The 19,054-nt window shown below is 40.3% G+C and carries 22 protein-coding genes; 21 read left to right on the top strand and 1 reads right to left on the bottom strand.

What is annotated here, in order from left to right:
* The first annotated feature begins 38 nt into the window (after nt 1-38).
* From JOD45_RS07255 to JOD45_RS07205, 11 genes are all read left to right on the top strand, one after another.
* Nucleotides 39-1,139 carry a prephenate dehydrogenase gene (locus JOD45_RS07255; protein WP_205003208.1) on the top strand — a complete coding sequence of 367 codons (1,101 nt, stop codon included), beginning with the start codon at nt 39-41 and terminating at the stop codon, nt 1,137-1,139.
* Between the two features lie 9 nt (nt 1,140-1,148).
* Entirely contained in the window at nt 1,149-2,441 is a 1,293-nt protein-coding gene (gene aroA / locus JOD45_RS07250) for a 3-phosphoshikimate 1-carboxyvinyltransferase (protein ID WP_205003207.1), read from the top strand.
* 208 nt (nt 2,442-2,649) lie between these two features.
* A complete protein-coding gene (locus JOD45_RS07245) occupies nt 2,650-3,903 on the top strand; it encodes a tetratricopeptide repeat protein (RefSeq protein WP_205003206.1) in 1,254 nt (417 codons plus the stop codon).
* Nucleotides 3,904-4,020: 117 nt separating this feature from the next.
* Nucleotides 4,021-4,566, top strand: coding sequence for a ReoY family proteolytic degradation factor (locus tag JOD45_RS07240; RefSeq protein WP_205003205.1), 546 nt, complete (start codon nt 4,021-4,023; stop codon nt 4,564-4,566).
* Nucleotides 4,567-4,776: 210 nt separating this feature from the next.
* Entirely contained in the window at nt 4,777-5,244 is a 468-nt protein-coding gene (locus JOD45_RS07235; protein WP_205003204.1) for a YpiF family protein, read from the top strand.
* A 133-nt stretch (nt 5,245-5,377) separates the two neighbouring features.
* Nucleotides 5,378-5,884, top strand: coding sequence for a ubiquinol-cytochrome c reductase iron-sulfur subunit (locus tag JOD45_RS07230; RefSeq protein WP_205003203.1), 507 nt, complete (start codon nt 5,378-5,380; stop codon nt 5,882-5,884).
* Between the two features lie 3 nt (nt 5,885-5,887).
* Nucleotides 5,888-6,559, top strand: coding sequence for a menaquinol-cytochrome c reductase cytochrome b subunit (qcrB, locus tag JOD45_RS07225; protein ID WP_205003202.1), 672 nt, complete (start codon nt 5,888-5,890; stop codon nt 6,557-6,559).
* Nucleotides 6,560-6,591: 32 nt separating this feature from the next.
* A complete protein-coding gene (locus tag JOD45_RS07220; protein ID WP_205003201.1) occupies nt 6,592-7,359 on the top strand; it encodes a menaquinol-cytochrome c reductase cytochrome b/c subunit in 768 nt (255 codons plus the stop codon).
* A gap of 141 nt (nt 7,360-7,500) precedes the next feature.
* Nucleotides 7,501-8,097, top strand: coding sequence for a lipoprotein heptaprenylglyceryl N-acetyltransferase LhaT (lhaT, locus tag JOD45_RS07215; RefSeq protein WP_205003200.1), 597 nt, complete (start codon nt 7,501-7,503; stop codon nt 8,095-8,097).
* Nucleotides 8,098-8,174: 77 nt separating this feature from the next.
* A complete protein-coding gene (locus JOD45_RS07210) occupies nt 8,175-8,951 on the top strand; it encodes a sporulation protein YpjB (protein ID WP_205003199.1) in 777 nt (258 codons plus the stop codon).
* Between the two features lie 108 nt (nt 8,952-9,059).
* Entirely contained in the window at nt 9,060-9,752 is a 693-nt protein-coding gene (locus JOD45_RS07205; protein WP_205003198.1) for a zinc metallopeptidase, read from the top strand.
* Between the two features lie 23 nt (nt 9,753-9,775).
* On the opposite strand, the gene JOD45_RS07200 is transcribed toward JOD45_RS07205, so the two are convergent.
* Nucleotides 9,776-10,648, bottom strand: coding sequence for a YitT family protein (locus JOD45_RS07200; RefSeq protein ID WP_205003197.1), 873 nt, complete (start codon nt 10,646-10,648; stop codon nt 9,776-9,778).
* 159 nt (nt 10,649-10,807) lie between these two features.
* On the opposite strand from JOD45_RS07200, the gene JOD45_RS07195 reads away from it, so the two are divergent.
* The 10 genes from JOD45_RS07195 to panD all read left to right on the top strand — a co-directional run bounded on the left by JOD45_RS07195 (nt 10,808) and on the right by panD (nt 18,796).
* On the top strand, nt 10,808-11,152 hold the full coding sequence (locus JOD45_RS07195) for a MazG nucleotide pyrophosphohydrolase domain-containing protein (RefSeq protein ID WP_205003196.1): 345 nt from the start codon (nt 10,808-10,810) through the stop codon (nt 11,150-11,152).
* Nucleotides 11,152-11,955, top strand: coding sequence for a 4-hydroxy-tetrahydrodipicolinate reductase (dapB, locus tag JOD45_RS07190; RefSeq protein WP_205003195.1), 804 nt, complete (start codon nt 11,152-11,154; stop codon nt 11,953-11,955). Before JOD45_RS07195 ends, dapB begins: the two co-directional genes overlap by 1 nt.
* Nucleotides 11,956-11,965: 10 nt before the next feature.
* Complete coding sequence (mgsA, locus tag JOD45_RS07185) at nt 11,966-12,376, top strand: methylglyoxal synthase (protein WP_205003194.1); 411 nt, start codon at nt 11,966-11,968, stop codon at nt 12,374-12,376.
* A 1-nt stretch (nt 12,377) separates the two neighbouring features.
* Entirely contained in the window at nt 12,378-13,091 is a 714-nt protein-coding gene (gene bshB1 / locus JOD45_RS07180) for a bacillithiol biosynthesis deacetylase BshB1 (RefSeq protein ID WP_205003193.1), read from the top strand.
* Nucleotides 13,088-14,215 carry an N-acetyl-alpha-D-glucosaminyl L-malate synthase BshA gene (gene bshA / locus JOD45_RS07175; protein WP_205003192.1) on the top strand — a complete coding sequence of 376 codons (1,128 nt, stop codon included), beginning with the start codon at nt 13,088-13,090 and terminating at the stop codon, nt 14,213-14,215. Before bshB1 ends, bshA begins: the two co-directional genes overlap by 4 nt.
* Before the next feature lie 15 nt (nt 14,216-14,230).
* Nucleotides 14,231-15,424, top strand: coding sequence for a CCA tRNA nucleotidyltransferase (locus tag JOD45_RS07170; protein WP_205003191.1), 1,194 nt, complete (start codon nt 14,231-14,233; stop codon nt 15,422-15,424).
* Nucleotides 15,417-16,403 carry a biotin--[acetyl-CoA-carboxylase] ligase gene (locus JOD45_RS07165; RefSeq protein WP_205003190.1) on the top strand — a complete coding sequence of 329 codons (987 nt, stop codon included), beginning with the start codon at nt 15,417-15,419 and terminating at the stop codon, nt 16,401-16,403. Before JOD45_RS07170 ends, JOD45_RS07165 begins: the two co-directional genes overlap by 8 nt.
* A 297-nt stretch (nt 16,404-16,700) precedes the next feature.
* Complete coding sequence (gene panB, locus JOD45_RS07160) at nt 16,701-17,522, top strand: 3-methyl-2-oxobutanoate hydroxymethyltransferase (RefSeq protein ID WP_205003189.1); 822 nt, start codon at nt 16,701-16,703, stop codon at nt 17,520-17,522.
* Nucleotides 17,523-17,532: 10 nt separating this feature from the next.
* Nucleotides 17,533-18,429 (top strand): pantoate--beta-alanine ligase, encoded by an 897-nt coding sequence (panC, locus tag JOD45_RS07155; protein WP_205003188.1) that lies wholly within the window; start codon nt 17,533-17,535, stop codon nt 18,427-18,429.
* Complete coding sequence (gene panD / locus JOD45_RS07150; protein ID WP_205003187.1) at nt 18,404-18,796, top strand: aspartate 1-decarboxylase; 393 nt, start codon at nt 18,404-18,406, stop codon at nt 18,794-18,796. The genes panC and panD overlap by 26 nt, the downstream gene beginning before the upstream one ends.
* The last annotated feature ends 258 nt before the right edge of the window (nt 18,797-19,054 follow it).

Below are 19,054 nucleotides of genomic sequence, written 5' to 3'. Positions count from 1 at the left end.
CCCAGAATTTTTAGCAATCTTAAAGGACGACATATATGATGAAGAAAAAAGTTTTTATTATTGGTTTAGGTTTGATAGGCGGATCTGTTGCCCAGGCGATACGAAGGGTACATGACGTACAAATTATCGGTTATGACAGCCGAATTAAATCCGTTAATGAAGCAAAGTCACTCGGCATTATTGATGAGTATGCATCAGAACTGTCTCAGGGAGCAGCGGATGCAGATTTAATCATCATTTCCGTACCGGTTAACAGCGTTTTAGGTATCATTAAAGAGCTGGCATCTTTAGAGCTGAAACCAGATGTTTTAATTACCGATACTGGGAGCACCAAAAGAAAAATAATGGAAAAAGCGAAAGAATATTTATGCGACCGCTATTTATTTATCGGCGGCCATCCGATGGCAGGTTCTCATAAAAGCGGTGTGCAGGCATCTAAGCCTGATCTCTTTGAAAATGCCTTTTATTTTATTGTTGCCGATGAAAAAACACATGCTGAACAAGTTGAGCGATTGAAGGAATGGCTGAAAGGAACACGGGCCAAATTTATGGCTGTTGACCCGGTCCAGCATGATAAAGCGGTCGGGTTAATCAGTCATTTTCCTCATATCATTGCTTCAGGTCTTGTTCTTCATTTGAAACAGTATTCCGGTCAAGGATTAAGTCTGCGCCGTTTAGCGGCAGGCGGTTTTAGAGACATTACGCGGATTGCTTCATCTGATCCGATCATGTGGCAAGACATCATTTCAGATAACCGTGATATGATGCTGGAACTGTTCCAATCATGGGATGATGAAATGGCGAAAATCAAAGAAATGCTTATCGAAAATGACAAAGATAAAATTAAAGCATTTTTTGCAGATGCAAAAGCTTTTCGCGACGGCTTCCCGCAAAAAGAAAAAGGTGCGATCCCAGGCATATTTGATCTCTATGTCGATGTTCTGGATCAGCCGGGAGCCATTTCCGATGTCACGAGGATAATTGGCGAACACAATATTAACTTAATTAACGTTAATGTCATTGAATTGCGCGAAAGTATTTTCGGCGTCTTGCGTTTAACGTTTCAATCTTCTAAACATCGCGATTTGGCGATGGAAGTATTGGAAAAAAATAAGTATAAGACATATCTCGACGATTAGGTGATAGTTATGACAAGTACAATATTTCATGGTTATAATAAAAAAATTCAAGGGAAAATAAAAGTCCCGGGTGATAAATCAATATCTCATCGCGCAGTCCTTTTAGGGTCTATAGCTGAGGGGAAAACGAAAATTGACGGATTTCTGATGGGCGATGACTGTTTACATACGATGCAGATTATGAGACAGCTTGGCGTCAGGATTGAGAAGGACGGCGAATCTCTGATTATTGAAGGCAATGGCATTGATGGATTAAGTGAACCGGCTGATGTATTGGATGTCGGCAATTCCGGAACCGCTATGCGTTTATTGATCGGTCTTCTGTCAGCAAGACCGTTTTACAGTGTATTAGTAGGCGATGCTTCGATTCATCAGCGGCCAATGGACAGGGTTGTTCTGCCGTTAAAGGAAATGGGAGCAAATATCACTGGCCGCGCTGACAATCGGCTGGCGCCAATTACTGTTAACGGGAGAAAGCTTCATGGAATAGAATACGATTCACCGGTTTCAAGCGCGCAAGTCAAGTCGGCCATTTTGTTGGCCGGACTGCAGACAGAAGGCACGACTATCGTCAGAGAACCTGAATTATCAAGGGATCATACAGAAAGAATGATTCGTGCCTTCGGCGGTTCGGTAACGACTGAGGGGATGGTGCATACCATTGTTGGACCGCAAAAATTAACAGGCACGCACATAAAAGTTCCTGGTGATATTTCGTCCGCGGCATTTTTTATCGCGGCAGCTTTAATAACACCCGGCAGCCATTTAATCATAGAAAATGTAGGCGTTAATCCGACGCGTACGGGGATTTTAGATATTTTGCAAGCAATGGGAGCTGATGTTGCCCTGGAAAATGAAAGGCTTGTGAATGATGAACCCGTCAGCGATATTGTTGTTCGCCATTCATCGCTTAAAGGTGCAGAAATCGGCGGAGAGGTTATTCCAAGGCTGATTGATGAGATTCCTATTCTCGCTCTTATTGCGACTCAGGCTGAAGGACAAACGGTTATCAGAGATGCCAGTGAGCTCAAAGTAAAAGAAACCAATCGAATTGTTACTGTAGTCAGCCAGCTGAGAAAGATGGGCGCGGATATTGAAGAAACGGATGACGGCATGATCATTAACGGCCAGCCGGGAAAGCCTTTAAAAGGCGGAAACGTCAACAGTTTCGGTGATCATCGTATTGGAATGATGCTGGCTATTGCTTCACAGGCAGCTAAAGAACCAGTGAAGGTCGATCATGCTGAGTCGATTGCTGTTTCTTTTCCGGGATTTGAAACGTTGTTAGAAAGTGTTAGATAAAATAAAATTTTTAGAAAATAATATTGCCTTTTTCAAATTTTGCCTTTATAATATTGACAAATGGTTTCTCTCCACTCCATCGATAGTTGATAAACTCCGTACACAATGTATGGAGTTCTTTTTTTACATCCTTTTCCTTGAAGACAAGCGTATTCTCTATTAATATTTAATTTATCATTGTTCATATAAGGAGCGGAGATAAAGTATTATGCATAATATCAGCCAAGCGATTACACTTGTTGAAACTGGGCAGCATGAAAAAGGTCTGCAAATGTTAAAAGAAATATTAAAAACAGCCGACGACGAGACAGCTTATCAAATTGCCGAATGCTATCAGGATTGGGGATTAATAGAAGATGCAGAACGCATATATGAAAGACTTTTGAAAACATATCCTAACGACAGCCATCTACTCATACAATTAGCGGAACTCAACATTGATCAAGATAATGAAGAAAAGGCGATCGAACTTTTGTCTAAAATTCATCAATTAGATGAAAATTATTTAAGCGCCCAGCTGCTTCTGGCCGATCTCTATCAATTTCAAGGGCTTGACGAAGTAGCAGAAAAGAAATTGTTAGATGCCTATAAAATATCTCCAAATGAACCGGTCTTATCATTTGCCTTAGGAGAATTTTATTTATCTGTGGGCGAGCCGTCCAAAGCGATTCCTTATTATAAACAAGTTCTGCATGCGGAATCGCTGAGTCATGAAAACGTGGCATTGAAGCTTGCTGAAGCATTAAGTTTAAACGGACAGTTCGAGGAAGCTCTCATATATTATCAAAAAGGACTGGAAAAAGAAAAAACGCTGGACGGCTTATTTGGTTTAGGAATGACAGCCTATCAAACAGGAAAATTTCAAACAGCCATTACGGCTCTGGAAGAATTAAAAGAGCTTGATCCGCAGTACAGTACGCTTTACCCGGTTTTATCCCAAGCTTATCAGCAAGAAGGCGCTGAAGATGAAGCGCTCGCAGCCATTGAAGAAGGCATTAAAGTCGATGAATTTAATGAACGCCTCTATCTAAAAGCGGGAGAATTGGCAGCTGGTCTTTCTCAATGGGACAAAGCAGCCCATTACTACAATCAATCTTTAAAAATTAATCCTGATAATATTGAGGCATTAAAACATTTGATTGAAATAAAATATGAACAAAGAGACTATGAAGGGATTATTCATCAACTCGAAACCGAGGCGATTGACGATCCGACAGCTCTTTGGTTTATGGGAAAAGCTTATGTCCAAACAGAACAATTTGAAAAAGCTTTAGAGGTTTATGAAAAGATAAGCAGCTGCTTTCAAGATGATCCTGTATTCCTAGGCGAGTACGGTGAACTGCTCTGGCAATCAGGGGATCGGAAGAAGGCGTTGGCTAATTTAAGAAAAGCGGCTGCCTTTGACCCTGATAATCAAGATTTGCAAGCTTTTGTCGAAAGAATCGAGCAGGATTTTTATTGAGAATGAAGAATTATGATATAAGGTATCTTTAAAATTAAATAAGTATTTTTATAAAAAATACAGTTATATATCAGCGTTTTTGAACATGTACTATAAATATGAAAGGGGTTGATGATTATGGAACAAATCGTATCTGTCAATGAAAAGCGTCTATTTTTAAAATGGTTTTTAAATCATCATCAATTAAAGAGACGTGAGTGTGTTTGGCTGCTCAACTATGTTATCAGCGATGATCACTTAATGAGCCTTTTTAAATTTGTTGATAACGTCAGCGGATGCCCGAGGTCAATGGTGATCTCCGAAAAATCGGTTAAAAATATATCCTTTGAGTATCGAAAACACCATGTTAAAACAGATGACCCTGAAAAAGCCTTTCATGATATACGCTTAAATCAAGAGGAAACGATTTATGTTCAAATCAATTTTTCCTCTCCTTACAGTTATCCAGAATACGTTGCTGTTTTGGAAGATAATCCATATCATCAGCCGGATCTTCATGATAAATATGGAGAAATTGCCGATAAAGTCATCACCCATGTAGAAACAACTTTTAAGAAGGAAAACATTTACCGCGAGATTAATAAGGCGCTCGATGATGGCGACCGGGAACGGTTTTATAAATTAACAAAACAACTCAATGATTTGGAAACTCTTGATAAATAATCAAGGGTTTTCTTTATACTGCAGAAATCATCGTTGTAAGCCAAACGGCGGCTGAAACAGCTTGTTTGCAGCTCTCTGATGAGGATTTCGTCATCACCCTTTATAGTCGGAAAGTTTCTGTTATTCACAAAGTGTTCGGGATTTATTAAAGCACTTCTGAATAATTGTAACTAAGGCGGTTTTTGAAAATTCTTGGAAAGGAGAAAGCCTATGAAGTGGGAAGTCAAAGATATCGAAATGTATTTGCAAGAAAAGCAATATATTGATAGTGTCATTATCCCGCTTATCCCTTTTTCATGGGGCGGCCAATTATTGCACTCTGTACGGGAGGGGGAATATATTCAGATTTTATCAAAAGAAATTGAAAAGCAATTAAGAGGAAGAGTCATTATGGTTCCGCCGTTTACATATTTACGGGGTGAAAGCTTGGAAAAAAGCCTTGAAAGGCTGAAAAATTGGGAAAATGAATTGAAAGAAAGCGGCATTCAGTTTATCTTTTATCTGACGTCTGATGCAGATTGGAAACAAATTGAAACCCAATTGGATAAGCTCTTATGGCTGCCGGCAGTTCCGCTTGAACATATTGAAAGCAAGCACCGTGTCAAATTTATTGATGATGGCGTCGGCGATTTATTAAAACAAATTACTCAAGAATGGCAGGTTAGGGTTCAGAATTAACGCCATTTATACTATTATTTAAATTATCTATATTTATTGACAATTATAGAACAGTTAAGCTATCATGAGGGTATCCTAGCGTTGTGTGCGATAACTTGCTTTTCCGAAATGAATAAGACTAGGGGGGGAATCTATGAGCAATAATGAGCATGATGTCACCAGACGCCAATTTTTGAATTACACATTGACAGGTGTCGGCGGCTTTATGGCTGCGGGGATGCTGATGCCGATGCTGCGATTTGCCGTTGACCCGCTCTTGCAAAACAAAACATCGGGCAAGATGGTTGCAGTGACTAATGTTAGTCAACTCACAAATGAACCGCAGCGCTTCACGTTTAAGGTAAAAAAGGTAGATGGCTGGCATACATTTGAGGAACAGAAAATTGCTTATATTTACAAAAAGGAAAATGGAGAGATTCTTGCTCTTTCACCGATTTGCACTCATCTTGGCTGTACAGTCAGCTGGAATGATCCTGCCTTTCCGAACGAATTTCATTGTCCGTGCCACGGCGGCCGCTATACGAAAAGCGGCATTAACATACCGGGCACACCGCCGCCAGAGCCTCTTCATGTTTATGACCAAAAAGTTAAGGGCGGTACGGTCTATCTAGGGGAAGATCATCCAAGAGGGGGGTCTTAATTCATGTTAGCAAAGCTCTATGACTGGATTGATGAGCGTTTAGATATCACACCGATGTGGCGTGATTTAGCCGATCATGAAGTGCCGGAACATGTCAACCCCGCTTATCATTTCTCTGCTTTCGTTTATTGTTTTGGCGGATTAACCTTTTTCACAATCGTTATTCAAATATTATCCGGCATGTTTTTAGTGATGTATTATGTTCCTGATATTGACAGGGCATGGGATTCCGTATTTTATTTGCAAAATAAAGTGGCTTACGGCCAAATTGTTCGCGGTATGCATCATTGGGGCGCTAGTGTCACCATCGTTATGGTATTTTTACATACATTGCGTGTATTTTTTACGGGCGCTTATAAAAAACCTCGTGAATTAAATTGGATAGTCGGTGTTTTATTGTTCTTCGTTATCTTGGGATTAGGATTTACGGGTTATCTCTTGCCATGGGATATGAAAGCGCTGTTTGCGACTAAGGTAGGTTTGCAAATTGCAGCATCTGTGCCTTTTATCGGCGGCTGGATACAAACCCTTCTGCAAGGCAGTGACGTGGTCGGGGCGCAAACGTTAGCCAGATTTTTTGCTATTCATGTATTCTTCTTGCCTGCAGTTTTGCTCGGACTGTTAGCTGCGCATTTTATCATGATTCGCAGACAAGGTATTTCCGGCCCGCTGTAAGATAACAAAAAATGTGAAAAGGAGGGAGAGTCATGCATCGCGGAAAAGGAATGAAATTTGTTGGCGATTCGAGGGTGCCGAAAAACAGCGGATTTGTTCCGCCTAAGGATTATTCGGAATACCCGGGAAAAACGGAAGCTTTTTTGCCTAATTTTTTGCTCAAAGAATGGATGGTCGGTGCCGTTTTTCTTGTTGGATTTCTAGTTTTAACCATGGCTGAGCCTTCACCGCTTGAAGCTGAAGCCGATCCGACCAAATCAGGTTATATACCTTTACCGGACTGGTACTTCCTGTTTTTATATCAATTATTAAAATATCCGTATGCAGCTGGCCATTATAAAGTGATAGGCGCTATTATTATCCCGGGACTTGCGCTCGTCGGTTTGTTGTTGGCGCCATGGTTAGATAGGGGGCCTGAACGCCGGCCGCTTAAAAGGCCTGTGGCAACAGGGTTAATGCTGTTGGCCATTGTCTCCGTATTTTACCTTACTTGGGAATCGACCGTTTCTCATGACTGGAAACAAGCCGCAGAACAAGGAAAAATCGTAAAGAAAGTGAGTATAGACAAAAACTCCAAAGGTTATAAGATCTACTCAAGCCAATCATGTGTAAACTGTCATGGACAAAATCTTGAAGGTCAAGTCGGCCCGTCATTTATCGGTAAAAATATACCAGCCTCACTTGTTGAACAAGTGGCTGTAAAAGGCATTCCGCCGAAAATGCCCGCCAATGCCTTCAAGGGTTCAAAAAAAGATTTAAAAACATTAGCTGAATTCATAGCAAAATCAAGCAAAAAATAAGCTGGCTGTTAAGCCGGCTTATTTTCTTAACATGCGATTGGGATAAAAATTTAGAATTAAATTAAAATGGAGATCTCTTGTTATTATCATTACAGAAAGCCAATTCTATTCATAGACATACCAGGAATGAAGGAGACAATAATGACAATCATTTACTATTTGCTTAGACAAAGATGGGTGATTATCAGTTTGCTCATCATTAACATATTAGGCACTATATACGGATTTTATTGGTATAGATACCAGTTAAAAGATACACCGCTGAAATTTTTAATATTTGTTCCAGACAGCCCGACAGCCAGCTTATTTTTTTGTATCGTGTTAATTGCTTTTTTGCTTAAATGGCATTGGCCTCTATTTGAGGCTCTGGCGGCCGTCACATTGCTAAAATACGGGGCGTGGGCTGTCGGAATGAATGCTGTATCCGGTATTTTCGGTTATCCTTTAAATTCAGAGAATGTTTTGCTTATTTTTTCTCATGGCTGCATGGCCATTGAGGGATTATTATATGCCCCTTTTTACCGGATGAAGCCATGGCATTTGATTGTTGCAGCTATTTGGACTTTACATAATGATTTTATTGACTATGTCTTTGATATGGCACCATGGTACCCATATCTTTCCTCGCATCATCACGTCATCGGTTATTTAACATTTTGGTTAAGCTGGTTAAGCATCGGCTTCATTTACTATTTAAATAAAAGGGTAAATAAACTGTCTTTAAACTCTGATATTTGATTTGTCAAACCAGATGATATGACAGGGTCTACTTTTGTCCTCCTTCTCATATATTTTTTAAAGAGGGGGGACAAGTAATGAAAAGCCGAATAATGTTCTTATTATGCCTCGCTTTAATTGTTTTTCCAATCCATTCTTTTGCCAAAGAGAAGACATCAAATCAAGAATGGCATCAAATATCCGATTTATCCGATAGCATCTTTCAAAATGTGGACGATCATCAGTACGAAGCTGCTTTAAAAGATTTAAATGTATTTAATAAAGATTGGTCTAATTACTCAGATACAGTTCTGGGGGTCAGTGAAGATAAAGACTACGTTATTGAAACGACTATGAACAATCTTATGGATATTTTAGATAAGGAAGTATCCGCCAAAGAGAAACGCCAAAAAGCGATTGAATTCCGCTTAGCCATAGATGCTTTGGCATCAAATCAAAATCCATTATGGAAAGGTTTAAAAAGCCAGCTCCTTACGCCCTTAAAAAAAATGGACAGCGCTGTGAAGCAAGGAAATGATACTGAATTTCAAACCGGATTGAATCAATTTTTGGACGTTTATGAGATGATTTACCCGGCCATGCTGATTGATGTCAATCAACATGAATTAAATTCAGTAAATAATGAGGTCAACGAAATCACTAATGATCGCATGACCCTGCTCCAAAATAAAAGCGCAGCCCATCATTTGGATCAAATATACAGTGATTTAGATCGATTGTTCTCTAGCAGTCAAGGGATATTTCAAAAGCAATTATATGCGGTTATTTTTATCATTGGCGGGATAACAATTATTACATTATTGTATGTCTCTTGGAGAAAATACAAAGGTCAGGTTCGGCATGAAGGGAACTAATGTTCATAAAGTTTGACAACATTTTGTCGAAAATACTTTTTTATTGACTTTGATCATTATTTTGACTAAAATTGACCTTAACAAGTTAAGGTGGAGGTTGCTTAATATATGGGAATCGGAGCATATATCATCTACTTTATTATCATCATGATTATTCCAATATGGGCACAGGCGAAAGTTCGGAATGCTTATTCAAAGTATTCCCAAGTCGAAAACTCAACAGGTATGACCGGGGCTCAAGTTGCAAGACGCATTCTTGATCACAACGGTCTGTACGATGTGCAAATTGAAGAGGTTCCGGGGACGTTAAGCGACCATTATGATCCTAGTGATAAGGTTGTTCGTTTATCCACTGATATTTACCATGGCAATACGATTGCAGGTACAGCGGTTGCCGCCCACGAGGTGGGACATGCGATTCAGGATGACAAAGATTACGCCCCGTTAAGAATGCGGCATGCATTAGTGCCTCTTGCAAATATTGGTTCAAGTCTATCTTGGCTATTTATCCTTGCAGGCATGCTTCTGCATCTTGCAGGAGCGGCGCTGATTGGTGTTATCTTTTTCGGAATGGCAGTCCTTTTCCAAATCGTCACTTTGCCGGTAGAGTTTAATGCTTCTAGCCGAGCATTAAACCAAATTGTTGATTTAGGCATCGTTCAAAGCGATGAAAAGCGCCATGCCCGTAAAGTATTAACCGCTGCTGCTTTAACATATGTAGCTGCTGCTTTGGTTGCTGTTCTGGAACTGCTCCGTTTTATCTTAATGTTTATCGGTTTAAATAATAATGAAAATGATTAAAGCACTCACTTTTGTTGAGTGCTTTAATCATGCAATGGATTTTTGTTTTCATCAAGCGTAAACCCTTCGCCCAGGACTTCATGTACATCGTTGACAGCAACAAAAGCGTGCGGATCTACCGAACGAATGACATTTTTTAACCGAAATACTTCGCTTTGGGCAACAACGCAATATAGAACATTAACATCATTGCCGGTATATCCTCCTTTGGCAGGAATAATGGTTGTGCTCCGGTCAAGCGTTTTAATGATTTTATCAGCAACAGCCTGATTTTCTTTTGAAATAATGATCGCTGCTTTTGCGGAATAAGCGCCTTTTTGGATAAAGTCAATGACCTTGGCGCCGACAAATACTGCAACCAGTGTATACATCGCTTGACGGTAATCAAGATAAATAAGTGATGATATAATAACGATAGCGTCAATCGCAAACATAATTTGGCCGATGCTCCAACCAAAGGCGTTATGGCCTAAGCGTGCAATGATATCTGATCCTCCGGTTGTGCCTCCGTATTTAAAAATAATTCCTAAGCCGCCGCCAACGAAAACACCGGAAAATAAAGCGGCCAAAGTCATATCATTTTTTAATGTAAAAGAAAAGACGGTCAGGTGTTGAAATAACCATAAAAAAACGGATAGCCCTCCTGTGCCGATTAAAGTATAAATAAAGCTGTTTTTCCCCATTGTCCGCCAACCCAAAATAAACAAAGGGACATTTAAGACAATGTTGCTGATGGCCGGATCAATATGAAACAGGTTATATAAAATTAGCGTAATCCCCGTGATTCCGCCCTCCGCCAATTTATTAGTCATATTAAAATTGACAAGGCCAAAGGCATAAATGGCAGCACCGAGCAAAATAAAAAAGATATTCTTCGTTTTCAATGATAATTTCAAAAGCAACGCCCCCTTTATTCCGACACAATTTTCACAACTTAATAATTATAAATGAAAGTCTGTCTCCAATCAATTGTTTATAGACAAGGATAAATAATTTGTCAAACAGGACTGATTTTCGCTAAGATAACAACAGATGACTAATGGGGTGATGTCTAAGTGAGCGACAAAACAATCAAAGAAATGCAAAAAGAAGTACATGATTATATTAGCCAATTTAAAGAAGGTTATTTTTCACCGCTTGCCCTAATGGCCAGATTGACTGAAGAATTAGGTGAACTTGCCCGTGAAGTGAATCATTACTATGGGGAAAAACCTAAGAAAAAAACAGAAGAAACGAAGACAATAGATGAAGAATTAGCAGATTTGTTATTTGTCATCATTTGTTTGGCCAATTCATTGAATATCAACATTGAAGAAGCCTTCGATATGGTCATGCATAAATTCAAAACACGCGATAAAGACCGTTGGACAAGGATAGACAATAAGGAGGAAATTGAATAATGGAAAATAAAATCCGAATCGTTGTAGCTGGACCAAGAGGAAGAATGGGGACTGAAACGATACATATGATTTCTAAGACGCCGCATTTCGAACTTGCGGCAGCTGTTGACCACAAAAATGAAGGGATGTCCATTAAGGATTTAGAAGGATTGCCTGATATCGATGCACCGATTTATACAGATATTAAAGCATGCTTTTCTAATGTTGAGACCGATGTTTTGATTGATTTAACGCACCCTGAAGCTGGAAAGGCGCATTTGCAAGCAGCTGTAGATTACGGCGTAAGACCTGTCATCGGCACATCCGGTTTTACCAGTGAAGACGTCGTTCGTTTTGAACAGGAGATGGAGAAGAAGCGTCTTGGCGGCATCATAGCGCCAAACTTTGCAATAGGCGCCGTCTTAGTCATGAAATTCAGCCAAATGGCTTCGAAGTATTTTCCAGATGTTGAAATCATTGAATTGCATCACGATCAGAAACGAGATGCCCCTTCTGGCACCGCGGTTAAAACGGCGGAATTGGTTCAAAAAGTCAGAGAATCAAAACAGCAGGGGCATCCTGATGAAAAAGAAACCATACAGGGGGCACGCGGCGCTGAAATTGAGGGCTTGCATATTCACAGCGTAAGGCTGCCCGGCCTTGTTGCTCATCAAGAAGTTCTCTTTGGCGGAGAAGGAGAATTGCTTACTTTGCGTCATGATTCATTTAATCGAAAATCATTTATGACAGGTGTCCGTTATGCGGTGGAAACAGTCATGACATTAGAAACGCTTGTCTACGGTTTAGAAAATATTTTGGATTAGAGGGATTTATATGAAAATCGCACTCATCGCCCATGACAAAAAAAAGAAAGATATTGTTCAATTTACGACAGCTTATAAACCGATTTTAGAAAAACATGAACTGTTTGCGACCGGCACAACGGGAAAGAAGATCATGGAAGCGACTGGTTTGCATGTTCAACGTTTTCAATCGGGTCCTTATGGCGGCGACCAGCAAATAGGTGCTTTAATAGCAAACAATGAGATGGACATGGTTATCTTCTTCCGCGATCCGCTTACCGCTCAGCCTCATGAACCGGATATTAATGCCCTGATTCGCCTCAGCGACGTATATGAAATTCCGCTTGCAACCAATATGGCGACAGGAGAATTGTTAATGCATGCTTTAGAACGCGGTGAATTGAATTGGCGTCAGTTCGTTCATAAGAAGAAGGATGATTGATATGGAACAAGTGAAACTCGATATATTGGCTTTTGGCGCTCATCCCGACGATGCAGAAATCGGGATGGGCGGCACCATTGCTCTTCATACAGCTAAAGGCTTTAAAGTAGGGATTTGCGATTTGACAAAAGCCGAGCTGTCATCGAATGGAAATATCGTCATGCGAGCTGAAGAAGCTTCACAAGCTTCAGATAAACTTGGACTTGCTGTCAGAGAAAATCTGGGGTTTCCCGATAGAGGATTGGCATTGGATGATCTAATGATCGCAAAAGTCGTAGACGTTATCCGGTTATATAAACCCGAGCTTGTATTTGCTCCGTATTTTGAAGACCGCCATCCTGACCACGGTCACTGCGGCCGCCTGGTCGAAGAAGCTGTGTTTTCTGCAAAAATCAGAAAATACCAAGGGGCTCAAGGCCTGCCGAGCCATAAAGTAAAAGATCTTTATTATTATTTTATCAATGGGTTTCATAAAGCGGATTTTGTTGTAGATATTACTGATGTTCATAAAGTGAAAATGGATGCTCTAAAATCTTACCGCAGCCAATTTACTTTATTGGATGACAATGTTGAAACGCCGCTGACAAACGGATACCTTGAAGCTGTTGAAAGCCGGGACCGTTTATATGGCAAAGAAACGGAAACACTGTTTGCTGAAGGTTTTAAGACGAGCAGGCCGTTAAAGCGCAAGTATTTAATAGGAGAATCTTCATGAAATTGAAAATCGGTATTACATGTTATCCTACTGTCGGCGGATCAGGTGTTGTAGCGACTGAATTAGGGAAAATGCTGGCAAAAAAAGGCCATGAAGTGCATTTTATTACGTCCAGTATTCCGTTCCGTCTCGAGAAGACATCACGAAATATCTTTTTTCATGAGGTTGAAGTGAATCAATACGCTGTTTTTCGCTATCCGCCGTATGATTTAACTTTAGCAAGTAAAATGGCGGATGTTGCGGTCAGGGAAGAACTCGATCTTTTGCATGTTCATTACGCTGTTCCCCATGCTGTTTGCGCTTATTTGGCCAAACAAATGGCCGGCGGCCGTTTGAAAATTGTGACAACATTGCATGGCACTGATATTACTGTATTAGGATATGATCCCGCTTTAAGCAACATGATCCGGTTTGGAATTGAACAATCCGACATGGTCACAGCTGTTTCAAAGGACTTAGCCAGACAAACCCATGATTTGCTGAAAACAAATAAAGAAATCATGCCAGTATATAATTTTGTTGATGAAGACATTTATTATAAGCAAGATACAGGTCATTTAAAAGAAGAATTACAGATCAATCCTGACGAAAAAGTCATCATTCATATTTCAAATTTCAGAGGTGTCAAACGGGTTCCGGATGTGATTAAGGTATTTTCAAAAATACAAGAAGAAATGCCGGCCAAACTTTTACTGATTGGAGAAGGCCCTGAATTTCCGATTGTTATGGACCTTGTTCAAACGCTTGGCATTGAAAGTAAAGTGATGTTTCTGGGCAAACAAGATAATGTCGCCGATTTATTGTCTATTAGTGATCTGGTATTGCTGTTATCATCAAAAGAAAGTTTTGGACTTATATTGCTAGAAGCAGCTTCTTGCGGTGTGCCGGCGGTTGGCACGCGTGCAGGCGGTATTCCTGAAGTTATTGTTGACGGGGAAACAGGCTATTTAACGGATGTTGGAGATATTGATGATATAGCAAGCAAAGCCGTTAATATACTGCAGGATCCAAAGCTGCATCAAAGATTGTCGGAAAATGCGGTTAAAAGAGCGCGGACAATTTTCCATTCACAGCACATTTTAGAGCAATATGAAGCCATTTATAAGAAAGTATTGGATAAATAATGGATGTGAACAAGTATGTTGAATAAGGCGCCGTTTAAGACGGCCTATAAGGTTCTGAATAAACTTCATCAGCATGGTTTCGATGCTTATATTGTCGGAGGCGCTGTAAGGGATTATATACTGAATCGACCTGTTCATGATATTGATATCACAACTTCTGCCCGGCCCGATCAGGTTCAAGCACTGTTTTCCAAAACGATACCCGTAGGCATTGAGCATGGAACTGTGATCGTTCGTGAAGAGGGCGCCAACTTTGAAGTGACCACTTTCCGTTCAGAATCGGGATATGCCGATTACAGACACCCTGAGCAAGTTTATTTCGAAACAAGTATTACCGAAGATTTAAAACGGCGTGATTTTACAATGAATGCGATCGCACTGTCGATTGACGGCGGCATTATTGATCCTTATAATGGGCAGCATGACTTGAAAGAGAACCGGTTAATGACGGTAGGGGATCCCGAAGTAAGGTTTAAAGAAGATCCATTGCGGATGCTGAGAGGCTTGAGGTTTATGAGCCAGCTAGGATTAGATATGCCATTGGCGCTTGAAAACACTTGCCGTGAACTTGCCCCGCTGTTAAAAAACATTTCGGTTGAAAGGATCTATCAAGAGTTTACCAAATTATTAAAAGGCAAAAACCTGCAAAAGGCCTTTCACATCTTGCTTAACAATGATATACATCAATACTTGCCCTGTTTGAAGGATAAGCAATCTGAATGCCGGCAATTCAGCGCGCTTTCATTAGAAAAGCTGCTATCGGATGAGGAGCGCTGGTGTGCGCTTATGATACAGCTGGATATTAATGATATAGCAGGCTTTTGCCGCGCTTGGAAAATGTCAAAGAAACAAAAAAATTGGCTTTTAAAGCATACGGCCATTTATAGACAGCAAAAGCAGCATGAGTGGACAAGAGAAAGCCTTTATCGGTCAGGGCTTTCTTCAGCGTTATCTGTTGAAAGGCTCAAAAAGGCTTTCAGAGATCAAACGGGACAAACAGAAGCCGATATTATCAATTTGTGGGACAAAATGCCTATTCATGACCGCAAACATTTACATATCAACGGCAAGGATTTATCCCGTTGGCTTCAAAGAAAGCCTGGGCCTTGGATTGAGCAGCTATTATCCAAAATTGAGGGAGAAGTCCTTTGCGGAAGACTGCAAAACGATTATGAGGAAATAAAAAGATGGGTGATGTCATTTGTCTAAAACGAAAAACCATATTTTGAAATTATTATTTGAAAACCGCAACGACTATTTATCCGGCCAAAAAATAAGCGATGAAATCGGCTGTTCTCGAACGGCTGTTTGGAAACATATCAAGGAACTGGAAAATGAAGGCTATTCAATCGCATCAGTTCATAAAAGGGGATACAAATTAATTGATGCCCCGGATCAATTAAGCGAAGCTAGAATAAGAGCTGGATTGGAAACCGAACGGCTTGGACATCGTCTTGTATGCAAAGACGAATTGCCTTCAACACAGAAAGAAGCACAACATTTGGCCGAGGATGGGGCAGAAGAAGGCACTGTCGTTCTGGCGGAGGAACAAACATCGGGAAGAGGCAGACTGGGACGGCAATGGCATTCACCTAAAGGGGCTGGAATTTGGATGAGCCTGATCATTAGACCTGATATCCAGATAAATAAAGCCCCTCAATTTACACTATTGACCGCAGCTGCTGTTGTAAAAGCAGTTAAGCGTGCCACAGGTTTGGACTGTGAAATTAAATGGCCGAACGATATTCTGTACAAAGGCAAAAAATTTGTCGGGATTTTAACGGAATGTCAGGCTGAAGCGGCCGATGTTAAAGCCATCATTATCGGGATCGGCATCAACGTGAATACAGACATTGAAGATTTTCCTGATGAATTGAAAGACATTGCTACATCATTAAGAATTGAAGCAGGAAAAACTTTTGATCGGGCTGAAATCATTCAAGCCATTCTGAAGGAGATTGAAAGCCTCTACAAAATGTATATGGATGAAGGTTTTCATTTTATTAAATTGTTATGGGAATCTTATGCAATTAGTCTAGGAAAGAAGATTTATGCCCGCAAGACTAATGGTGATGTGATTTACGGATTAGCTCAAGGCATTGATGATGAAGGCGTTTTGCTTTTAAGGGATGATGACGGCCATATTCATAAAATTTATTCAGCCGATATAGAATTATCTTCTCAATAATCCATTATATTTGTTATAATGATTTTATGGACGGCATCCATAAGGAGCTGTACCGCTATTGCTTTTTTTTACACCGAAATTTTCAATCAAAAAAGATCTGCCTTGATCCACAATAGCGGACTGGGACAGAGGGATGATTTATGCCGACGGATATCAAATCCTTCTTCACAAAGTGACGTTTTGTGGGAAGGATTTTTTTATTATTCCGTTAGGATGTTCAAAAAGTGCGGGAAACATTGCCTAGTTTGGACACCTATTTATAATCATCTTCCTCTGCAAAAAAAGGAGGAAAAAAACATGAAAACAACAAAAGATTTTCAGCAGATGAAAATCGGCAATGAGCCGATAGTCATGGTGACGGCTTACGATTATCCGGCGGGAAAATTAGCTGAACAAGCAGGCATTGATCTATTGCTTGTCGGGGACTCATTAGGAATGGTGGCGCTTGGTTATGAGTCAACAGTCAATGTAACTCTGGAGGATATGATCCTGCACACAAAGGCTGTTCGCCGGGGAGCTAAAGATACTTTTGTTGTGACTGATATGCCTTTTATGACCTATCACAGCAGTGCATCTGAAACGCTTCATCACGCGAAGCGTCTTGTACAGGAAGGCGGTGCACATGCGGTTAAAGTTGAAGGCAGCGGCAACGTCGTTGATATGATCAAACATTTAACCGGAGCAGGTGTACCGGTTGTCGGTCATTTAGGGCTGACACCGCAATCTGTCGGCGTTTTAGGCGGTTATAAAGTTCAATGCAAAACTGAAGAAGAAGCAAATCAATTAATAGAAGATGCCAAGGCAGTTGAAAAGGCAGGCGCCTTTGCAGTTGTTTTGGAATGCGTGCCATGGCAATTAGCTGAGGCTGTTACTGAACAGTTATCCATTCCAACAATCGGCATTGGTGCGGGCCCGAAAACGGACGGGCAAGTTCTTGTTTACCATGATTTAATTGATTACGGCGTTGAGCGTGTTGCTAAATTTGTAAAGCAATACGCGCATATTTCTGATGATATTGTCACCGGCCTCAAGACATATGTGGCGGACGTTAAACAAAGGGCTTTTCCGCAACCAGAACATTCATTTAACACAACGCTGTTTAACAGCCAAGTACGGTAGGTGATGCCTTATGCAAATGATATATTCTGCTCAAGAAATGAATCGAACCATTCAGCAATTGAAAGAAAAGGGGCAAACCATCGGCTTTGTACCGACAATGGGATATTTGCATGAAGGACATCAATCGTTAATCCGCCATGCTAAAGCTATGTGCGACATTGTTGTTCTCAGTATATTTGTTAACCCTGCACAATTTGGGCCTAATGAGGATTTTGAGACTTATCCAAGAGATATTAAGCGTGACAAAATCATCGCAGAAAAGGAAGGCGTCAATATTGTGTTTAATCCTAATGTTGACGAGATGTATCCACTAGGTGAATCAATGCTGGTGACAGTTAAAGATCGTGTCGATGTCTTATGCGGAAGCAGCCGGCCGGGGCATTTTGACGGCGTAGCAACGATTTTGGTCAAACTTTTCAATATCGTAATGCCTGATAAAGTGTTTTTTGGGCTTAAGGATGCCCAGCAGGTGGCTGTTGTTGACAGCATGATTAAAAATTTTCATTACCCTATTCAGTTAGTGCCATGCCAAACTATTCGAGAAAAAGACGGTTTAGCAAAAAGTTCGCGAAATATTCGCTTATCATCCGATGAAAGAAAAGAAGCTGTCCATCTGTATCAGGGGCTTAAAGAAGGTTTGTTATTAGTTAATAAAGGAGAAAGGTCAGCAGCTCATATTAAGAGCCAAGTCACTTTATATTTAGAAACGCATCTCCGCCTCGGGAAGATTGATTATGTTGAAGTGCTCGGTTATCCCGATCTACAGTCAAAAGAGCTGCTGAATGGCCGTTTTATAATCGCTTGCGCTGTTCAATATGAGCATGCCAGGTTAATCGATAATATCGTTGCAAATGTCAACAATAAGTTAGAAGGGGAACCATATGCTGCGAACATTAATGAAAAGTAAAATCCATAGAGCAAGGGTTACTGATGCCAATTTAAATTATGTCGGCAGTATTACAATTGACGCTGACATACTTGAATCCGTTGATATTGTCGAAAATGAAAAAGTGCAAATAGTAAATAATAATAATGGTGCCAGGTTTGAAACATATGTCATTGCAGGTAAGCGCGGTTCTGGAATGATTTGCCTTAACGGCGCCGCAGCCCGTCTTGTTCAAAAAGATGATATAGTCATTATTATTTCTTATGCCCAATTGAATCATAATGAAATGATCTCCCATAAACCAACGATTGCGATTATGGATGAAAACAATCGAATCAAGGAATTGATTAACGGAGAAAAGGCAATGACGGCTCATTTGGCGAAATAAATACTCATTTTTTCCCCCAGTCATAACAAATGATTGTCAGATTGGGGGGTTTTTAATTGAACATCAGTGTTTTTCTAAAATCATATATAGTTTCAGTTGCAATTGTATTATAAAATGATTAGGATTAATTTAGAGGATGTCGAATAAAGATGCTGCCCAAAACAAAAAAACGAAACCCAAAGAGGTTTCGTTAAAAAGGTGTCGGTTAGGCGAATTTTCCCTTGATGTCAGGGTGTTTATAGTTTGACCTGTTTTTTG

Origin of the sequence: Scopulibacillus daqui (genome assembly GCF_016908855.1) — a bacterium.
Classification (GTDB): Bacteria; Bacillota; Bacilli; order Bacillales; family Sporolactobacillaceae; genus Scopulibacillus_A; species Scopulibacillus_A daqui.
This window is presented reverse-complemented; position numbering and strand designations above follow the sequence as displayed.